The sequence below is a fragment of the Kitasatospora sp. NPDC097643 genome, from assembly GCF_040302625.1.
Lineage (GTDB): Bacteria > Actinomycetota > Actinomycetes > Streptomycetales > Streptomycetaceae > Kitasatospora.
This window is the reverse complement of record NZ_JBEOSA010000047.1, coordinates 1-19,599: the sequence shown is the minus strand read 5'-3', so window position 1 is coordinate 19,599 and position 19,599 is coordinate 1. Positions and strand designations below refer to the sequence as shown.

General features: G+C 71.4%; 13 protein-coding genes. 11 read left to right on the top strand and 2 right to left on the bottom strand.

Annotated features, from left to right (window positions below; all coding sequences use genetic code 11):
- Positions 1-21: 21 nt before the first annotated feature.
- Together ABTY15_RS26365 and ABTY15_RS26360 are read left to right on the top strand one after the other, a co-directional pair.
- Entirely contained in the window at positions 22-564 is a 543-nt protein-coding gene (locus ABTY15_RS26365; protein WP_350600283.1) for a SigE family RNA polymerase sigma factor, read from the top strand.
- 70 nt (positions 565-634) lie between these two features.
- Entirely contained in the window at positions 635-1,930 is a 1,296-nt protein-coding gene (locus ABTY15_RS26360; RefSeq protein ID WP_350600281.1) for a hypothetical protein, read from the top strand.
- A gap of 73 nt (positions 1,931-2,003) precedes the next feature.
- Here ABTY15_RS26360 and ABTY15_RS26355 read toward each other — a convergent pair whose 3' ends face one another.
- Entirely contained in the window at positions 2,004-3,413 is a 1,410-nt protein-coding gene (locus ABTY15_RS26355; protein ID WP_350600277.1) for an APC family permease, read from the bottom strand.
- A gap of 483 nt (positions 3,414-3,896) precedes the next feature.
- Positions 3,897-7,841: a type VII secretion protein EccCa gene (eccCa, locus tag ABTY15_RS26350; protein WP_350600274.1), complete on the bottom strand. Its 3,945-nt coding sequence runs from the start codon at positions 7,839-7,841 to the stop codon at positions 3,897-3,899.
- Between the two features lie 369 nt (positions 7,842-8,210).
- Between eccCa and eccD the strand changes: the two genes are divergently transcribed.
- The 9 genes from eccD (at position 8,211) to ABTY15_RS26305 (ending at position 19,275) form a co-directional block, all read left to right on the top strand.
- The gene (gene eccD / locus ABTY15_RS26345) at positions 8,211-9,668 is read left to right on the top strand and encodes a type VII secretion integral membrane protein EccD (RefSeq protein WP_350600271.1); all 1,458 of its coding nucleotides are present in this window, start codon (positions 8,211-8,213) and stop codon (positions 9,666-9,668) included.
- Positions 9,669-9,887: 219 nt separating this feature from the next.
- Positions 9,888-10,178, top strand: coding sequence for a 30S ribosomal protein S15 (rpsO, locus tag ABTY15_RS26340; protein ID WP_350600268.1), 291 nt, complete (start codon positions 9,888-9,890; stop codon positions 10,176-10,178).
- Positions 10,179-10,635: 457 nt separating this feature from the next.
- Positions 10,636-12,843, top strand: coding sequence for a polyribonucleotide nucleotidyltransferase (locus ABTY15_RS26335; RefSeq protein ID WP_350600265.1), 2,208 nt, complete (start codon positions 10,636-10,638; stop codon positions 12,841-12,843).
- Positions 12,844-12,960: 117 nt separating this feature from the next.
- On the top strand, positions 12,961-14,313 hold the full coding sequence (locus ABTY15_RS26330; protein WP_350600263.1) for a M16 family metallopeptidase: 1,353 nt from the start codon (positions 12,961-12,963) through the stop codon (positions 14,311-14,313).
- A 13-nt stretch (positions 14,314-14,326) separates the two neighbouring features.
- Complete coding sequence (dapB, locus tag ABTY15_RS26325) at positions 14,327-15,073, top strand: 4-hydroxy-tetrahydrodipicolinate reductase (protein ID WP_350600262.1); 747 nt, start codon at positions 14,327-14,329, stop codon at positions 15,071-15,073.
- A 7-nt stretch (positions 15,074-15,080) separates the two neighbouring features.
- Complete coding sequence (locus ABTY15_RS26320) at positions 15,081-15,539, top strand: tetratricopeptide repeat protein (protein ID WP_350600258.1); 459 nt, start codon at positions 15,081-15,083, stop codon at positions 15,537-15,539.
- Positions 15,536-16,267 (top strand): FAD-dependent thymidylate synthase, encoded by a 732-nt coding sequence (thyX, locus tag ABTY15_RS26315; protein ID WP_350600256.1) that lies wholly within the window; start codon positions 15,536-15,538, stop codon positions 16,265-16,267. Before ABTY15_RS26320 ends, thyX begins: the two co-directional genes overlap by 4 nt.
- Positions 16,268-16,517: 250 nt before the next feature.
- Positions 16,518-17,417, top strand: coding sequence for a 4-hydroxy-tetrahydrodipicolinate synthase (dapA, locus tag ABTY15_RS26310; RefSeq protein ID WP_350600253.1), 900 nt, complete (start codon positions 16,518-16,520; stop codon positions 17,415-17,417).
- Between the two features lie 172 nt (positions 17,418-17,589).
- Positions 17,590-19,275, top strand: a complete 1,686-nt coding sequence (locus ABTY15_RS26305) for a ribonuclease J (protein WP_350600251.1) — start codon at positions 17,590-17,592, stop codon at positions 19,273-19,275.
- The last annotated feature ends 324 nt before the right edge of the window (positions 19,276-19,599 follow it).

Here is a 19,599-nt window from a genome sequence, read left to right as displayed (position 1 = left end):
CGAACGACGGGGGCGGCGAACATGCGGTGGATCGGGGCGGGCCGGGAGGCCAAGGACACGGAGTTCCTGGAGCTCGTGTCCAGTCGCACCGGGCACCTGTACCGCTCGGCCTGTCTGCTGACCAGCGGCGACACCCACTACGCCGAGGACCTCGTGCAGGAGACCCTCAGCCGGATGTACGTGCTGTGGCGGCGCAGCGCCTGGACCGGCGGACGGCACCGGATCGACAACCCGGCCGCCTACGCCCACACCATGATGGTGCGCACCTTCCTCGCCCAGCAGCGCCGCCGTTCCAGCGGCGAGCGCCCCACCGGCGAACTGCCCGAGCCCGAGGGCCGGGAGTCGGACAGCACCCTGCGGCTGACCCTGCTCGACGCCCTCGGCCGGATGCCGGCCAAGGACCGGGCCGTCCTGGTGCTGCGCTACTGGGAGGACCGCAGCGTCGAGGAGACGGCCGAGGTGCTGCGTTCCTCCTCCGGTGCGGTCCGCACCCGTACCACCCGGGCCCTGGCCCGGATCCGTGCTCTGCTCGGCGACTCGCTGGCCGAACTGGCCGCGCGCTGAGCGCCCTTCCCGAGCACCCTTCCGGAATTCCGTTGACGCAATCCGCGACCCGAGGAAACGGTGATCTCCCATGTCCGAACCGGACAAGTTCGAGGACGATCTGCTCTATGCCATGACCCGCACCGGGGAGGGCTTCCACGCCGGGCAGGGCGACCTGGTGGCGGGCGGCTACCAGCGCGGCCGCCGCCGCTGGCGCCGGCGCTCCGCCGCCGCGGTGGTGAGCGGCGCGGCCGCGCTCGCCCTGGTGGGCACCGGTGCGGTGTACCTCTCCGGCTCCGGCGCCTCCCCGGACCGGGTCAGCGCCGCGGCCGCCCCCGCCGCGGGCGCCGCGAGCGGCCCGGCCACCGGCACGGCGTCCGCCCCGACCCCGGCCTCGGGCAGCGCCGCTGCCACCCCGGCCACCCCGACCGCCAAGGCCTCCACGGCCGCCCCGGTGATCACCGGTGACGAGATGCTGACCGCCTTCAAGGCGCTGCTGCCCAAGGGCGAGATCACCCAGGCCAAGGGCCGCGGCACCGACGACAGCCAGGCGGGCGGCAGCTTCGTCGGCGCGGACCTGGTCTTCGACGACGGCCAGGGCAAGTCGCTGATCCAGCTCGGGATCCAGAAGAACCACAAGGGTCAGAACCAGGAACCCTCCTGCCCGAGCGACTTCACATCCACCCGGACCGACTCGTGCAGCGTGACCACCCTGCCGGACGGCTCCAAGCTCTGGCTCAACCAGGGCCACGAGTACTCGGACCAGCGCGCGGACACCAAGGAGTGGTCGGCCGGGCTGACCGGCCCGGACGGCCGGTACATCTCGGTGAGCGAGTGGAACTCCCCGCAGGAGAAGGGCGCGCCCGACAGCCGCCCCAACCCGCCGCTGACCCTGGAGCAGCTGAAGGCGATCGTCACCGACAAGTCCTGGGACCGGGTCGTGGCGTCGGTCAAGTACAGCGGCGTCGACTACGAGGCGATCGACCCCGGCCTGTCGGCGGAGGACCGCCAGGCCGTCGTGGCCAAGCTGCTGCCCGCCGGGATCACGGTGACCGGTCACGACGCCGGCAGCCCGACCGCGCTCACCCTCCAGCTGGCCCAGGGCCAGAGCGCGGGTTCGCTGGTGCTGCGGGTGGAGAACTGGGCGAAGTCCCCCGACGGCGGGATCGAGACGGCGTACAAGGACGCGACCGTGCTGCCCGACGGGAGCCGGATCCTGACCCGCGGCGGCGGTGCCGAGGGCCCCAGCTCCCAGCTGGCGGTGAACGTCCTGCGCCCGGACGGGATGCAGGTCATGCTCGTCCAGGGCGCGAAGGGCAAGGCGCTGCTCACTCCGGACCAGCTGAAGGCGATCGCCACCAGCCCGGAGTGGAAGGCGAAGAAGTGACCTCGTGAAAAGCGGCAGTGCCCCGGGCTACGAGGGGAGCCCGGGGCACTGCCGTGTGGGGGTGGGGTGGGGGTCAGGACTGCTGCTGGTCCTCGGGGAGGCTGATCACCCAGCGGGTGTCCTGCCGGGGGCGCAGGTAGAACAGCCAGTAGAGGGTGGCGGCGACGGTGATGCCGCCGGTCCACAGCAGCGGCTCGGTGTCCAGCTGGGTCATCACGTAGAGCAGGACGGCGATCAGGACCGCCGGGACGACCGGCCACAGCGGCATCCGCCAGGCGGCGGCGTGCTTGTGGTGGCCGCGGCGGGAGAGCAGCGAGGCGACCGCGACCAGCAGGTACATCGCGGTGACCGCGACGCCGGTGATGTTGCTGAGCAGCTCGCCCTTGACGAAGCAGAGCGCGGCGCCGGGCAGGCCGACCGCCAGGGTGGCGATCCACGGGGAGCCGAACCGGCCCAGGGTGCCGAAGGCCTTGTTGACCGGCTCGGGCCAGGCCTTGTCACGGGCGGAGGCGAACAGCACCCGGGAGTTCTGGATGACCATGACGATGCCGGCGTTGATGATGGCCAGCGCGATGCACAGGCTGATGAAGGTGCCGACCGCCGAGTTGCTCCACGCGGTGACCATGCCGGAGATGTCGCCGGCGGCCAGGGTGTCCAGGTCGGGGGCGCCCATGGTGATGGCGGCGACCGGGATCAGGATGACGGCGGTGGACAGGCCGAGCGTCCACAGCACGGTGCGCGAGACGGTGCGGCGGGGGTTCTCCAGCTCCTCGGAGAGGTAGACGGCGGTGGAGAAGCCCTGGGTGACGAAGAGGGCGATGCCGAGCGCGCCGACGATGGCGCCGATGCCGACGGTGCTGGTGGCGCCGCCGTCCCCGGGGACCACGCCGTGCAGCAGGCTGGGGTGGTCGGGGTTGGTGTGGGCGAAGCCGAGCACCGAGACGACGGCGGCCGCGACGACCTCCAGGACCAGGAAGATGCCGGTGATCCAGGCGTTGGCGCGCAGGTCCAGCAGACCGGCCAGGGTGGCGGCCAGCATCACCGCGGCGCCCGCGATGGGCTTGTCCACGTGCAGGACCGGCGCCAGGTAGTCGGCGGTGCCGAGGGCGATGACCGAGGGGACGATCATCACCACGATCAGCGACTGGATGAAGACCAGCCAGCCCGCCAGTCGCCCGGCCAGGGTGCCGACCATCGCGTACTCGCCGCCGGCGCTGGGGATCAGCGTGCCGAGCTCGGAGTAGCAGAACGCGACCGCGATGCAGAGCAGCGCACCGATGCCGATGGCGAGGGCGGTGGCGCTGCCGATGCTGGAGAACAGCTCGGGCACGATCACGAAGAGCGTGGACGCCGGGGTGACGCAGGACAGCGTGAGCAGCGTGCCGCCGACGACGCCGATCGAGCGCTTGAGCTGCTGGGGGGCGGCGCCGCTGTCGGCCGTCTGGGGGGCTACGGCGTGTGGCGGGCGAAGCGTGTCGGTCATGAAGGCTTCCGATCGGCTCTGTGCGGTCCTGGGGTGGGAGCGGTATCGCCTCCGCTGGCTGGCTGCTCGGGTCTTGGTCCGGTCGCTCCCGGGCCGCAATGGAACCTTGGGCGTATTGATCGCGTCAACGCGGGAATTGCTTCGGAATCCGTTGCAGAGAACGGCATAACCATGCGATCCGATGATCACTTAGGGTCATTGGCGCGTTTGTCCGACTTGTTACCTCTGGCGCATCGCACATGAATCCAAGGTGAACGGCGCATTTCTGGCTGCTATTCGAAGGCGCGCGCCGGATCGGACGATGGCACGCCCAGGCATCCTTCCGGGCCCGCGCACCCCCCGGGCGGGGTGCGGGAACCGCAGCCCGACGCCGGAAAGATCTAGGTAACGTTTCAGCACCTGGGACGTCGAAGGGGCCGGACCCGTGTGGGCCCGACCCCTTCGCTCACCCTCCGTAGCCGTCGCCGTGGATGGTCCGCGCCGCTACGCCGGCGGCAGCCAGCCCGTCTGGACCATCTGCCCGCCGGTCGCCCGGCGCGACACGTACACCCCGCGGCCCGGCGGCAGCGGCCCCGGCTTGACCGTCCCCAGCAGCGCGCCCTCGTCCCGGTTCCCGGACAGGATCACACCCTGCCCGCCCAGCTCGCGCATCCGCTGCATCACCGGCTCGTACAGCGAACGGCCCGCGCCGCCCGCGCTGCGCGCCACGATCACCCGCAGGCCGATGTCCCGGGCGAACGGCAGGAACTCCGCCAGCGGCGCCAGCGGGTTGCCCGAACTCGTCGCGACCAGCTCGTAGTCGTCCACGATCACGAACATGTCCTTGCCGCTGTACCAGCTGCGGTTGCGCAGTTGCTCGGCGGTCACGTCCGGGCCGGGCAGGCGGCGCGAGCAGGCCCCGCGCAGCATGTCCACGATGCTCGCCATGGCCGGCTGCGCGGCCGCGTACTCCACCAGGTACTCGTCCGGCACGACGCCCAGCAGCGCGCGCCGGTAGTCGCCGACCACGATGCCCGCCTGGTCCGGCGTGTACCGCTCGGTGATCTGCTTGATCAGCATCCGCAGCAGCGCCGACTTCCCCGACTCGGTGTCGCCGAACACGATGAACAGCGGGTCGGTCTCGAAGTTGACGAAGGCGGGCGCCAGTTCGGCCTCGTCCACGCCGAAGGCGATCCCGCGCTCCGGCTGCTCGAAGCCCTTCGGCAGCGAGTGCCCGTCCAGGACGGCCGGCAGCATCCGCACCTGCGGCGCGCGCGGACCGGTCCAGGCCCCGCTGATCGCGGAGACCAGACCGGCCACCCCGTCCTGGAGGTCCTCCACCGAGGAGGAGCCGTCCAGCCGGGGCAGACCGGACAGGAAGTGCAGCCGCTCCGGGGTGATGCCGCGCCCGGCCAGCGCCGGGACGTTCTGCGCCACCCGGCGGTCCACCTCGGACTCCATCGCGTCGCCCAGCTTGAGCTCGGTCCGGTTCTGCAACAGGTCCTTCAGCGCCGGGCGCACCTCGGCGTACCGGGTCGCGGTGACGATCAGGTGGACGCCGTAGCCGAGACCGCGCTGGGCGATGTCGCCGATCACCCCCTCCAGGACCTCGAACTCCTGCTTGAAGGTGTTCCAGCCGTCGATCACCAGGAAGACGTCGCCGAACTGCTCGTCCGGCAACTGCCCGGCCGCCCGGCGGGCCCGGTAGGTCGCGATGGTGTCGATCCCGGCGACCCGGAACAGCTCCTCGCGCCGGTTCAGCACCCCGTGCACCTCGGAGACCATCCGGCGCACCTTGTCGACGTCCAGGCGCCCGGCCACCCCGCCGACGTGCGGCAGCCCGGCCAGCGAGCCGAAGCTGCCCGCGCCGAAGTCCAGCAGGTAGAACTGCACCTCCTGCGGGGTGTGGGTGAGCCCGAACGAGGCCACCGTGGTGCGCACCACCGTCGACTTGCCCGACCGCGGGCCGCCGACGACCAGACCGTGGCCGGCCGCCCCCGCGTAGTCGACGTGCAGGATGTCGGTCTTCTGCTCGCGCGGCTTGTCCACCACGCCGATCGGCACGCGCAGCCGGCCCACCGGGAAGCCGGGCGCGGTCAGCCCGCGCTCCGGCACCACCTGCAACGGCGGCAGCAGGTGGTCCATGCTCGGCGCGTCGTCCAGCGGCGGCAGCCACACCTGGTGCGCGGCCGGGCCCTGGCCCGACATCCGCTGCACGAACACGTCCAGCACGGTGTCCACCAGCGCGTCGTCCGGCTCCGGCGCCTGCGGCGTCTCCTCCTCCAGCGCCGGCTCCGGCAGTTCCACCTCGGCCGCGGTGAACAGCACCGGGCGGGCACTGGTCCGCCGCCCGCCGGTCGACCGCTGCTGCCCCGGCGCCCGGTAGGGCCCCGAGACGTACGCGGCCTTGAACCGGTCCATCACGTCCTCGCCGAACTTGAGGTAGCCGACGCCGGGCACCGGCGGCAGGTGGTAGGCGTCCGGCACGCCGATCGCCGCCCGCGACTCGGCCGCCGAGAAGGTGCGCAGACCGATCCGGTACGAGAGGTAGGTGTCCAGGCCGCGCAGCTTGCCCTCCTCCAGGCGCTGCGAGGCCAGCAGCAGGTGCACGCCCAGTGACCGGCCGATCCGGCCGATCTGGATGAACATCTCGATGAAGTCCGGCTTGGCGGTGAGGAGTTCGGAGAACTCGTCGATGATCAGCACCAGCGAGGGCAGCGGGTCCAGCGCCGCACCGGCCGCCCGGGCCCGCTCGTACTCGTGGATGTTGGCGTAGTTGCCCGCCGAGCGCAGCAGCTCCTGGCGGCGGTGCAGCTCGCCCTCGATCGCGTCGCGCATGCGGTCGACCAGGGTGAGCTCACCCTCCAGGTTGGTGATCACCGCCGAGGTGTGCGGCATGTCCGCCATGCCGGAGAAGGTCGCCCCGCCCTTGAAGTCGGCGAGCACGAAGTTGAGGATCTCCGAGGAGTGCGTCATCGCCAGCGCCAGCACCAGGGTGCGCAGCAGCTCCGACTTGCCGGAGCCGGTCGCGCCCACGCACAGGCCGTGCGGGCCCATGCCCTCCAGCGCGGCCTCCTTGATGTCCAGGTAGACGTGCTCGCCGTTGGCGCCCACCCCGATCGGCACCCGCATCCGCTCGTGCTGCGCCCGCGGCCGCCAGCTGCGGGTCACGTCGAACGAGCCCGGGTCGCCGGAGTTCATCAGGTCGGTGAAGTCCAGGTTGGACAGCAGCGGCTCGTCGTCCCCGCCGGCCGAGATCCGGTACGGCGCCAGCTGCCGGGCCAGCGCCTCGGACTGCCAGACCGACAGCAGGTCCGGCTTGCCGGTGTACGTCGCGCCGGAGGCCGAGCGCAGCACCAGCTCCTCCGGGCCCACCGTCACCATCAGGTGGCCGCTCGGCTCGTCCAGGTCGCCCGGGACCACCTCGATGACGGTCACCCCCTGCACGCCCTCGGCGCCGGCCAGCACCGAGTCGTGCGGCACCCCGGCGCCGTCCATCACCACCACCAGGTGCGGCTGGTCCGGCGCCGGCGTGGCGTCCCGGACGAACCGCTGGCGGCCGGCCAGCTCGTCCTGGAGCAGGTGCTCCAGCTCGCCCAGGCCGGTGGCGATCAGCCGGCGCGAGCCCGCGCCGTCGCTCTCCTTGCGGTGCTGGTTGTGCGGGAGCCACTTGGTCCACTCCCACTCCTCGGCCGCGCCCGGCGCCGCCGCGACCGCCACCAGCAGGTCGTCCGGCGAGTGCAGCGTGGTCAGCTGGGAGATCATCGCCCGCACGTTGCCGTACACCGAGTCCGGGTCGCCGCACACCGTGATGTGGTAGAAGGCGCGCAGCGAGACCGCCAGCGGCAGGTCCTGCAAGGTGCCGTGCGCCTTCAGGAAGGAGTGCATCGCGGCCGCCGACAGCGGCTCCAGCTCGTCCATCGGCGCGGTCTGCGGCGCCACCAACGGCGTCGACAGCTGCACCGGGCCCAGGCCCACCCGGATCTGCGCGAAGTCCCCGTCCCCGGGGCGGCGCTCCCAGAGACGGCGGCCGTCCGCCACGATCGACCACAGCTGGTCCGGCGCCGGGTTCAGGAACAGCAGCGCGCCGCGCTGGCGCTCCGCGGTGCGGCGCACCTGCCGGCGCATCTGCTGAAGGTACTTGAGGTAGTCGCGGCGCTCGTCCGACAGCGCGGTGGAACCGCCCTTACGGGCCCGCACGATCTGCGCGAACATCATGCCGACCGTCGAGGCGATCATCAGACCGCCCATGATCTTCATGACCGGCTGCGCGCCCGGCGCGAAGAAGAACACCGACGAGCCGCCCATGCCGAGCATCGGCAGGACGCTCATCAGCCAGTCCTCGCCGCCCTGCCGGGGCAGCTCGGGCGGGCTCACCAGCTCCACCGGCTCGTCCGGCACCGCCGGCGGATAGGCCCTGGCAGGGCGTTTGACCGTGATCACACCCATGTGTCATCCCCGCGGCGTCGATCGATCACTTCGGCATCAGCCCTCACGCGACTGGGCCGGCATCCGGACCGGTGCATCTGACGCCCCCGCCCCCCGTGCCGTGCGCAGGGGCCGATCCTACTGGGCGCCCCGCGGCCCCTCCGTCGGACCCTGGCCCACCGTCAACCCGCCCCGCCCTCACCCGACCCGGGCCCGAACCGAGCGGGTAGGGTAACGCCGCGCCGACTCCCGGCCCGGCCGAGCCGGTGCCCGGGCGCCGGACGCCCGCGCAGCAGCCAGACCGACCGCCGCCGTGCCGCGGCACCGTCAGCCGGCGGCACCGTCAACCCAGGGGGAGCGCCCAGTGCGTCGAAGGAATCAGGTGGGGGCATGACCACGGCACCCACGACCGGCTACTGCCGGGTCACCGTCGTCGCCCCGGACCGCCGGATCGACGTCGCCCTGCCCGAGGACGTCCCGCTCGCGGACGTCTACCCCGAGGTGCTGCGGCTGGCCAACCAGACCCAGCCCGACGGCACCCCCACCGGCTTCCACCTGGTCCGCCGCGACGGCACCGTCCTCGACAGCGGACTGCCGCTCGCCGCCCAGCAGGTCCGCGACGGCGACCTGCTCGCGCTGCGCCCCTTCGCCGAGTCCCTCCCGCCGGCCGTCTACGACGACGTCGCCGACGCCATCGCCAGCGCCGTCGAGGCCGACCGCCGGTTCTGGAGCGCCGAACTCATGCGGGCCTTCGGCCTGATCGGCGCCGGCCTGCTGCTCACCCTGCTCGGCTTCGCGCTCTGGTTCTCCGACCTGCGCCACGACATGCACGGGCTGCCCGGCATCCTGGCCGGCGTCACCGCCGTCGTCCTGGTCGCCCTGGCCGGCGTCCGCGCCCGGGTCTACCAGGACGCCGACGCGGCCCTCGCGCTCGGCCTCGGCGCCCTGCCGCACGCCATGATCGGCGGCAGCGGCATCCTCACCGTCGCCCATCCGTGGGACGGCCCCGGCCGGCTCCAGTTCCTGGCCGGCTGCGTCGCCGTCCTGGTGGTCGCCGTCCTGCTGGTCGGCCTGCTGCCGACGAAGGACGCGGCGTTCGTCGCCGCCGCCCTGGTCGCCGCCGCCGGCGCGCTCGCCACCTTCGCCGCCGTCCTGCTGCCCGGGACCCCGGCCGCCCACATCGCTGCCGTCACCGGTGTCGCCGCGGTCGCCGCGGTCGGCTTCCTGCCCAGCCTGTCCGCCCGCTTCGCCCGGCTCCCGGTCGGCTTCAGCGCCCCCGGCCAGACCCGCACCCGCAGCCGTGACTACGACGAGGAGGCCGAGCGCGCCGAGGCCGTCCAGTACGAGCGGATCGCCCAGCAGGCCCGCCGCGGCCACGAGGTGCTGGTCGGCCTGGTCGGCGGGTGCGCGGCGGTCGTGGTCGGCGCCTGCGCCGTGCTCGGCTTCGCCGACGAGACCTACCCCGAGCTGCTCGCGCTGGCCCTTGGCCTGGCCACCATGCTGCGCGCCCGGCTGTTCCGCTACACCGCGCAGGTCCTCAGCCTGGCCGTCGCCGGCCTGCTGGGCCTGTGCCTGCTGATCGTCGGACTGTCGCTGCACACCCCGCAGTTCATCCTGCGGGCCGCCGGCTCCACCGACGTCGACCTGCGCACCATATGGTTCACTGCCTCCATCGCCTTCGGCGCCGCGCTGCTCACCGCGATCGCCCTGGTGGTGCCGCGCCTGGGCGTCTCCCCGTTCTGGGGCCGCATCCTGGACCTGTTCGACAGCCTCACCCTGATCTCGCTCGTCCCGCTGGCGCTCGCCGTGCTGGACATCTACCGGCTGGTCCGGGGCGCCACCGGCTGACCCGGGCCGCCCCGGTCGGGCCCGGTCCGGCCCCGCCGACCGGCCGGGTGGGCGGCACTGGTACCCTTGACCTTCGAGCGCAGCCGTGTGTCCGCCCCCGGTGGGTCGCCCAGCGACAAATCCGGAGGGGTTGCCGGCCGCGCTCAGTCACGACACCGAGTTCTCTCAGATCCTGTGTTGTCGACCAGGACCGCTCGGTATCACCCTGAAGGAGTTGCAGTGGCTCTCGCCTCTGACGTCAAGAAGCAGATCTTCGCCGAGTTCGGCACCAAGGAGGGCGACACCGGTTCCCCCGAGGTCCAGGTGGCCATGCTCTCCCGTCGCATCTCGGACCTGACCGAGCACCTCAAGACCCACAAGCACGACCACCACTCGCGTCGTGGCCTGCTGATCCTGGTCGGCCAGCGCCGCCGCCTGCTGCAGTACCTGGCCAAGAAGGACATCGAGCGCTTCCGTACGCTCGTCGACCGCCTGGGCATCCGCCGCGGTGCCGCCGGTGGCGCCCGCTAAGACCGCCGCTCGGGGCGGCTCCCCACACCGGGGAGCCGCCCCTCGCGCGTATGCCGCGGCACCCGAGCCGCGGCGCCCGGACATAACAACTCGCGCGCACCTCCCCAGGTGGCCGAGGATTGCACCGTAGGGTTGTGGGAAATGCCGGGTGATGGCGCACGAGCGCGCCACCCGGGCAGAAGGACCCGAACCCCCGCGGGACGAAGGCTTCAAACGGAAGCCGCCCGCATCCGAGAGAGCGTCCAGACGCGGACCGCCCGTCCCGGCCCGGCAGCCGAGAGGCGCCGGTCCTCGGTAGTGGCCCCCGGAACCCCCGCAGACGTGCGGGGCGTCCCCGGAGGCTTCGATCGAAGACCGGCCCGACTGCCGCCCTCCCTGACAGGAGGGCCCAGGGCCACCCGACAGGCACTACGCGGGGACGCTCTCCCGGAGACGTACGAAAGAGGAGATCTTCCAGGTGGAAGAGAACGTGTTCTACGCCGAGGCCGTGATCGACAACGGTTCCTTCGGCACCCGTACCATCCGCTTCGAGACCGGCCGCCTGGCCCGTCAGGCCGCCGGCTCCGCCGTGGCCTACCTGGACGACGACACCATGGTGCTGTCGGCCACCAGCGCGTCCAAGCAGCCGAAGGAGCACTTCGACTTCTTCCCGCTGACCGTGGACGTCGAGGAGCGGATGTACGCCGCGGGCCGCATCCCCGGCTCGTTCTTCCGTCGCGAGGGCCGGCCCTCCGAGGACGCGATCCTCACCTGCCGCCTGATCGACCGCCCGCTGCGCCCGTCCTTCGTCAAGGGCCTGCGCAACGAGGTCCAGGTCGTCGTCACCGTGATGGCGCTCAACCCGGACCACCTGTACGACGTGGTGGCCATCAACGCCGCCTCCGCCTCCACCCAGCTGGCGGGCCTGCCGTTCTCCGGCCCGATCGGCGGCGTGCGCGTCGCGCTGATCAACGGCCAGTGGGTCGCCTTCCCGACCCACAGCGAGCTGGAGTCGGCCGTCTTCGACATGGTCGTCGCCGGTCGCGTCCTGCCGGACGGCGACGTCGCGATCATGATGGTCGAGGCCGAGGCCACCGACAAGACCATCAAGCTGGTCACCGACGGCGCCGAGGCCCCGACCGAGGAGGTCGTCGCCTCCGGCCTGGAGGCCGCCAAGCCGTTCATCAAGGTGCTCTGCGCCGCCCAGGCCCAGCTGGCCGCCCAGGCCGCCAAGCCGACCGGCGAGTTCCCGGTCTTCCTGGACTACCAGGACGACGTCCTCGCCGCGCTGACCGCCGCCGTCAAGGACGAGCTCGCCCAGGCCCTCACCATCCCGGGCAAGCAGGAGCGCAACAACGAGCTGGACCGCGTCAAGGCGCTGGCCGCCGAGAAGCTGCTCCCCGAGTTCGAGGGTCGCGAGAAGGAGATCAGCGCCGCCTACAACGCGCTGACCAAGAAGATCGTCCGCGAGCGCGTCATCAAGGACAAGGTCCGCATCGACGGCCGCGGCGTCACCGACATCCGCACCCTGGCCGCCGAGGTCGAGGCCATCCCGCGGGTGCACGGCTCGGCCCTGTTCGAGCGTGGCGAGACCCAGATCCTGGGCGTCACCACCCTGAACATGCTGCGCATGGAGCAGCAGCTCGACACGCTCTCCCCGGAGACGCGTCGCCGCTACATGCACAACTACAACTTCCCGCCGTACTCGGTCGGCGAGACCGGCCGCGTGGGCTCGCCCAAGCGCCGCGAGATCGGCCACGGCGCGCTGGCGGAGCGGGCGATCATCCCGGTCCTGCCGTCCCGCGAGGAGTTCCCGTACGCCATCCGCCAGGTCTCCGAGGCGCTCGGCTCCAACGGCTCCACCTCGATGGGCTCGGTCTGCGCCTCCACCATGTCGCTGCTGAACGCCGGTGTGCCGCTGAAGGCCGCCGTCGCCGGCATCGCCATGGGCCTGATCTCCCAGGAGATCGACGGTGAGACCCACTACGTCGCGCTGACCGACATCCTGGGTGCCGAGGACGCGTACGGCGACATGGACTTCAAGGTCGCCGGTACCCGCAACTTCATCACCGCCCTGCAGCTGGACACCAAGCTCAACGGCATCCCGGCGTCGGTGCTCGCCGCCGCGCTGAAGCAGGCCCGCGACGCCCGCCTGCACATCCTCGACGTGATGAACGAGGCCATCGACTCTCCGGACGAGATGTCCCCGAACGCGCCGCGCATCATCACCATCAAGATCCCGGTGGACAAGATCGGCGAGGTCATCGGCCCCAAGGGCAAGATGATCAACCAGATCCAGGAGGACACCGGCGCCGAGATCACGATCGAGGACGACGGCACCATCTACATCGGTGCCGCCGACGGCCCGGCCGCCGAGGCCGCCCGCACCACGATCAACCAGATCGCCAACCCGACCATGCCGGAGGTCGGCGAGCGCTACCTGGGCACCGTGGTCAAGACCACGACCTTCGGCGCGTTCGTGTCGCTCATGCCGGGCAAGGACGGCCTGCTGCACATCTCGCAGATCCGCAAGCTCGCCGGTGGCAAGCGCGTGGAGAACGTCGAGGACGTGCTCGGCGTCGGCGCCAAGGTGCAGGTCGAGATCGCCGAGATCGACCCGCGCGGCAAGCTCTCCCTGATCCCGGTCATCGAGGGCGAGGAAGGCGGCGAGGCCGCTTCCGAGTGAAGCGCCGCTAGCTGACCCCTTGCGGCCCGTACGCCTCCCGGCGTGCGGGCCGCACCCTGTTGTCCTCGCGTTCGTCCGTACGTCTTCCCACGTGCGTTTCCCCTGGAGGTACCCCCCGTGGCGCAGGCCCCGGCGGTAAAGCAGCGCCCCGGCACCACCCGGACCCTGCTCAAGGGCGCCGACGGCGCCGGCACGGTGCGCCGCACCGTCCTCCCCGGCGGCCTGCGGGTCGTCACCGAGACCCTGCCGACGGTGCGCTCCGCCACCTTCGGCATCTGGGTCGGCGTCGGCTCGCGGGACGAGACCCCGCAGCTCAACGGCGCCACCCACTACCTGGAGCACCTGCTCTTCAAGGGCACCGAGCGGCGCAGCGCGCTGGACATCTCGGCCGCCCTGGACGCGGTCGGCGGCGAGATGAACGCCTTCACCGCGAAGGAGAACACCTGCTACTACGCCCGGGTGCTGGACACCGACCTGCCGCTGGCCATCGACGTGGTCTGCGACATGCTCACCGGCTCGCTCATCCGCACCGAGGACGTCGACGCCGAACGCGGCGTCATCCTCGAGGAGATGGCGATGGCCGAGGACGACCCGGGCGACGTGGTGCACGACCTGTTCGCCAAGGTGATCTACGGCAGCGGCCCGCTCGGCCGCCCGATCCTCGGCACCCAGGAGACCATCAAGGCGCTCACCCGCGACCAGATCGCCGGCTTCTACCACCGCCGCTACCGGCCCGAGAACCTGGTCGTCGCCGCGGCCGGCAACCTCGACCACCGCAAGGTGGTCAAGCAGGTCGAGCAGGCCTTCGCGCCGGTGCTGGCCCGCTCCACCGCCGCCCCCGCCGAGGCCCGGCGCGGCGTCAAGGCGCTGCGCACGGCCGGCAAGGTCGAGGTGCTCAACCGGTCCACCGAGCAGGCCCACCTGGTCCTCGGCGTGCCCGGGGTGCCGCGGCACGACGAGCGCCGCTGGGCGATGGGCGTGCTCAACGCGGCCCTCGGCGGCGGGATGAGCTCCCGGCTGTTCCAGGAGGTCCGGGAGAAGCGCGGCCTGGCCTACTCGGTGTACTCGTACTCCTCGTCCTACGCGGACAGCGGCCTGTTCGGCATCTACGCCGGCTGCCAGCCCAAGCGGGTCGAGGAGGTGCTGCGGATCTGCCGCGAGGAGCTCGCCAAGGTGGTCGCCGAGGGCATCACCGAGGAGGAGCTGCACCGGGCGATCGGCCAGATCTCCGGCTCCACCGTGCTCGGCATGGAGGACACCGGCTCGCTGATGAACCGGATCGGCAAGGCCGAGCTCAGCTACGGGCACCACCTGTCGGTGGACGACATGCTGGCGAAGATAGCGGCCGTGACCCTGGACGACGTCCACGAGGTCGCCCGTGATGTGCTGGGCGCGTACCGGCCGTCGCTGGCGCTGATCGGCCCGGTCAACGACAAGCGGGCCGCCAAGCTCGCCGATCTGCTGGTGTGAGAGGACTTTCGCTATGACGCTGCGTGTCGCCGTGATCGGCGCCAGGGGCCGGATCGGGTCCGAGGCGGTCAAGGCCGTCGAGGCCGCGCCGGACCTGGAGCTGGTCGCGACCCTGGGCCGCGGGTCCGAGCTGGAGGAGCTGACGAGGGCCGGGGCGCAGGTCGCGGTCGAGCTGACCCACCCGGATTCGGTGATGGGCAACCTCGACCACTGCCTGCACCACGGCATCCACGTGGTCACCGGCACCACCGGCTGGACCGAGGAGCGGCTGGCCACCGTCCGCGGATGGCTCGCCGAGGCCCCGGAGCTCGGCCTGCTGATCGCGCCGAACTTCTCCATCGGCGCGATCCTCGGGATGAAGTTCTCCCAGATGGCGGCCAGGTACTTCGAGTCGGTCGAGGTGGTCGAGCTGCACCACGACCGCAAGGCCGACGCCCCCAGCGGCACCGCCACCCGCACCGCCCAGCTGATCGCCGCCGCCCGCGCCGAGGCCGGGCGCCCGGCCCAGCAGGACCCGACCACGCACAGCCTGCCCGGCGCCCGCGGGGCCGACGTGGACGGGGTGCCGGTGCACGCCGTCCGGCTGCGCGGCCTGCTGGCCCACCAGCAGGTGATGTTCGGCGACACCGGTGAGACGCTCACCATCCGGCACGACTCGCTGCACCACAGCAGCTTCATGCCGGGCATCCTGCTCGGGGTGCGCAAGGTCGTCGACACGCCCGGGCTCACCCTGGGCCTCGAACACTTCCTGGACCTGTGAGCCCGTCATGACCTCTCGTACCGGCTTCTTCGTGCTGTCCGGCGTGCTGCTGCTGGTCGCCCTGGTCTGCGTGGGCGAGGGCGTCCAGCTGGTGGCCACCGGCAAGCCGCTCGGCATCGGCATCGGGATCTGCGCCTTCGTGATCCCGGTGATCGGGGTCTGGTTCCTGCGCCAGACCGTCCGCTTCGGCCGGGACAGCGAGCGGCTCGCCCGGGAGCTGGAGGCCGAGGGCGGCCTGCCGGTGGACGAGCTGAAGCGCACCACCGGCGGGCGGATCGACCGCGCCTCGGCCGACCGGGTGTTCGCCCGCCGCCAGGGCGAGGCGGAGGCCGCGCCGGGCGACTGGCGGGTCTGGTTCCGCCTCGCGGTGGCGTACGCCGACGCCGGCGACACCCCGCGCGCCCGCAAGACCATGCAGCACGCCATCAAGCTGCACAGCACCGAACCCGCAAGGAGTAACGCGTGAGCGACGAATCGACGAGCCCCCGGTTCCGCAGCGACGTCACGGTGGAGCTGGTCCGCAGCGCCGCCGCCGACTCGGACGTCATCTGGGCGGCCCGCGTCTCGACCGCGGGGGAGCAGTCCCTGGAGGCGCTCCAGCAGGACCCGGAGAAGTCCACGGGCCTGATCAACTTCCTGATGCGGGACCGGCACGGCACGCCGTTCGAGCACAACTCGATGACCTTCTTCATCAGCGCGCCGATCTTCGTGTTCCGCGAGTTCCACCGGCACCGCAGCGGCTGGTCGTACAACGAGGAGTCCGGCCGCTACCGCGAGCTGGAGCCGGTCTTCTACGTCCCGGCCGAGGAGCGCAAGCTCGTCCAGCACGGCCGCCCGGGCAAGTACGAGTTCGCCGAGGGCACCCCGGAGCAGTACCGGACCGTCACCGGGGCGATGGAGGCGGCGTACCGCGAGGCGTACGACCGCTACCAGGAGATGCTGGCGGCCGGCGTCGCCCGCGAGGTGGCCCGCGCGGTGCTGCCGGTCGGCCTGTTCTCCTCGATGTACGCGACCTGCAACTCCCGTTCGCTGATGCACTTCCTGTCGCTGCGGACCAAGCGGGAGAACTCGGCGGTGCCGTCCTTCCCGCAGCGGGAGATCGAGATGGTCGCCGAGCAGATGGAGGAGCAGTGGGCGCAGCTCATGCCGCTCACCCATGCGGCCTTCGAGAAGCACGGCAGGGTCGCCCCCTGACCTGGGACGACAGGCATACGGGCGGAGTGTCTGGCATGTCTGGATTGCGGCTTTTCTAGCCTCTCCCTACATTCGTGAACACGGATTCCGGTGCTGCCTGAACCCCCGAGCGGGCAGCACCGGAATCCCATGTCACCGCCGTCGTTCTCCGCCGTGGCGCCGCCGTTTCGGCCGCTCACCGTGCCTGCCCGTGTCCGAACCCTGGACCGGTGTGGGTACCGCCCCACCGCCTACGAGTAGCTTTGGACGCATGGCTCCGACCTCCACCCCCCAGACGCCTTTCGGCCGGGTCCTGACCGCGATGGTCACCCCGTTCACCGCCGACGGCGGACTCGACCTCGACGGCGCCCAGCGCCTCGCCACGCACCTCGTCGACTCCGGCAACGACGGCCTCGTCGTCAACGGCACCACCGGTGAGTCCCCGACCACCAGCGACGCCGAGAAGGCCCAGCTCGTCCGCGCCGTGGTGGAGGCGGTGGGGGACCGCGCCCACGTCGTGGCCGGCGTCGGCACCAACGACACCCACCACAGCGTCGAGCTGGCCCGCCAGGCGCAGGCCGCCGGAGCCCACGGCCTGCTGGCCGTCACGCCGTACTACAGCAAGCCCCCGCAGGAGGGCCTGTACCGGCACACCGTCGAGATCGCCGACGCCACCGAGCTGCCGGTCATGCTGTACGACATCCCCGGCCGCAGCGGTGTCGCGCTGAGCCACGAGACGCTGGTCCGCCTCGGCGAGCACCCGCGGATCGTCGCCAACAAGGACGCCAAGGGCGACCTCGGCGCCGCCGCCTGGGCGATCGCCCGCTCCGACCTCGCCTGGTACTCCGGCGACGACATCCTCAACCTGCCGCTGCTGTCGGTCGGAGCCGTCGGCGTGGTCAGCGTCGTCGGGCACGTCGTCGCCGGCGAGCTGCGCACGATGATCGAGGCCTACCTGGCCGGCGATGTGGCCAAGGCCACGGCCGTCCACCAGAGCCTGCTCCCGGTCTTCAGCGGTATGTTCCGCACGCAGGGCGTGATCCTCAGCAAGGCCGCGCTGGAGCTCCAGGGACTGCCGGCCGGCCCGCTGCGGCTGCCGCTGGTCGGTGCGACCCCCGAGGAGATCGCGCAACTGAAGAAGGATCTCGCCGCAGGCGGGGTACACCTGTAGCAGACATGGACGTGCGCGCCCCCCGGCTCGCCGGTCCCACCCGGGACCGCCGCTGGACCGGACCGACGGCGCGAGAGCACAGATCTAGTAGGAAAACGACACTGAGTACGCACGCCATATGTCTCCAGGGGGAGGACCCCGGGCATATGGCGTGCGTCGTGAGGAGAGTCTTTTGAGTCACCCGCATCCCGAACTCGGCGCGCCCCCCGCCCTGAAGGAGGGCGCCCTCCGCATCACTCCGCTCGGCGGCCTCGGCGAGATCGGCCGCAACATGACGGTCTTCGAGTACGGCGACCGCATGCTGATCGTCGACTGCGGCGTCCTCTTCCCCGAGGACGAGCAGCCCGGCGTGGACCTGATCCTCCCGGACTTCAGCTACATCCGGGACCGCCTCGACAAGGTCGACGGCATCGTCCTCACCCACGGGCACGAGGACCACATCGGCGCCGTCCCCTTCCTGCTGCGGGAGAACCCGGACATCCCGCTGATCGGCTCGAAGCTGACCCTCGCCCTGATCGAGGCCAAGCTCGCCGAGCACCGCATCCGGCCGTACGTGCTGGAGGTCAAGGAGGGCCAGCGCGAGCGCATCGGCCCCTTCGACTGCGAGTTCATCGCGGTCAACCACTCCATCCCGGACGCCCTCGCCGTGGCCGTCCGCACCCCCGCCGGCATGGTCGTGGCCACCGGTGACTTCAAGATGGACCAGCTGCCGCTCGACGGCCGCCTCACCGACCTGCCGACCTTCGCCAAGCTGGCGGAGGAGGGCATGGACCTGCTGCTGGTGGACTCCACCAACGCCGAGGTCCCCGGCTTCATCCCGCACGAGCGGGACATCTCGGCCGCGCTGCGAAACGTTTTCGCGAACGCGGAGAAGCGCATCATCGTCGCCTCCTTCGCCAGCCACGTGCACCGCATCCAGCAGGTCCTGGACGCCGCGCACGAGTACAAGCGCAAGGTGGCCTTCGTCGGACGCTCGATGGTCCGCAACATGGGCATCGCCCGCGACCTCGGGTACCTGAAGGTCCCCGGCAACATGGTCGTCGACGTCAAGCAGCTGGACGACCTGCCGGACAAGGAGGTCGTGCTGATCTGTACCGGCTCGCAGGGCGAGCCGATGGCGGCGCTGTCCCGGATGGCCAACCGCGACCACCAGATCCGCATCGTCGAGGGCGACACCGTCGTCCTGGCGTCCTCGCTCATCCCGGGCAACGAGAACGCCGTCTACCGGGTCATCAACGGCCTGACCCGCTGGGGCGCCAAGGTCGTCCACAAGGGCAACGCCAAGGTGCACGTCTCCGGCCACGCCTCGGCCGGCGAGCTGCTGTACTTCTTCAACATCTGCAAGCCGCGCAACCTGATGCCGGTCCACGGCGAGTGGCGCCACCTGCGGGCCGCCGCCGAGCTGGGCATCGCGACCGGCGTTCCGCGCAACCGCGTGGTCATCGCCGAGGACGGCGTCTGCGTCGACCTGGAGGGCGGCGTCGCCCGGATCGTCGGCAAGGTGCAGGCCGGCTACGTCTACGTGGACGGTGCCTCGGTCGGTGACATCACCGAGGCCTCGCTCAAGGACCGCAAGATCCTCGGCGAGGAGGGCTTCATCTCGGTCTTCGTCGCGGTCGACTCCACCAACGGCAAGATCGTCGGCGGCCCGACCATCCAGGCCCGCGGCTCCGGCATCGAGGACAGCGCCTTCGTCCCCGTCGCCAGCAAGCTCCAGGAGGCCCTGGACCGCTCGGCGAGCGACGGCGTCCTGGAACCCCGCCAGGTCCAGCAGCTGGTCCGCCGGACCATCGGCAAGTGGGTGGCGGACAACTACCGCCGTCGGCCGATGATCCTGCCGGTCGTCGTCGAGGTCTGAGGCCAGGTCTGAGGCCAGGTCTGAGGCCAGGTCTCAGCCCTGCTGAGCCCAGGTCCGAGCCCTGCTGAGCTCGGTTTGACGTGGGGCAGCCCGGTGCGTAATGTTCTCCGGGTTGCCCCACGGGACGAGCCCCAAGGAAGTCCTCGAATCTGAATTCGAGAACGACCGGGAAAACGGACCGAGAAACTCTGATAGAGTTCGGGAGCGCCGAAAGGCGAAAGCCAAATCGGATGAATGAAACTCCGGAAAACGGAGCGGAAAACATCTGATAAGCTGGAAACACGAAAGAACGAAGCGCCCGGAGGGCCCGCTGGAAGGCGGTCC

Bases quoted from the DNA above. Each gene is read 5' to 3' on its own strand.
- ABTY15_RS26355 (WP_350600277.1), bottom strand. From the start codon at position 3,413: ATGACCGACACGCTTCGCCCGCCACACGCCGTAGCCCCCCAGACGGCC.
- ABTY15_RS26320 (WP_350600258.1), top strand. From the start codon at position 15,081: ATGACCTCTCGTACCGGCTTCTTCGTGCTGTCCGGCGTGCTGCTGCTG.
- dapA (WP_350600253.1), top strand. From the start codon at position 16,518: ATGGCTCCGACCTCCACCCCCCAGACGCCTTTCGGCCGGGTCCTGACC.
- eccD (WP_350600271.1), top strand. From the start codon at position 8,211: ATGACCACGGCACCCACGACCGGCTACTGCCGGGTCACCGTCGTCGCC.
- ABTY15_RS26365 (WP_350600283.1), top strand. From the start codon at position 22: ATGCGGTGGATCGGGGCGGGCCGGGAGGCCAAGGACACGGAGTTCCTG.
- ABTY15_RS26360 (WP_350600281.1), top strand. From the start codon at position 635: ATGTCCGAACCGGACAAGTTCGAGGACGATCTGCTCTATGCCATGACC.
- dapB (WP_350600262.1), top strand. From the start codon at position 14,327: ATGACGCTGCGTGTCGCCGTGATCGGCGCCAGGGGCCGGATCGGGTCC.
- eccCa (WP_350600274.1), bottom strand. From the start codon at position 7,841: ATGGGTGTGATCACGGTCAAACGCCCTGCCAGGGCCTATCCGCCGGCG.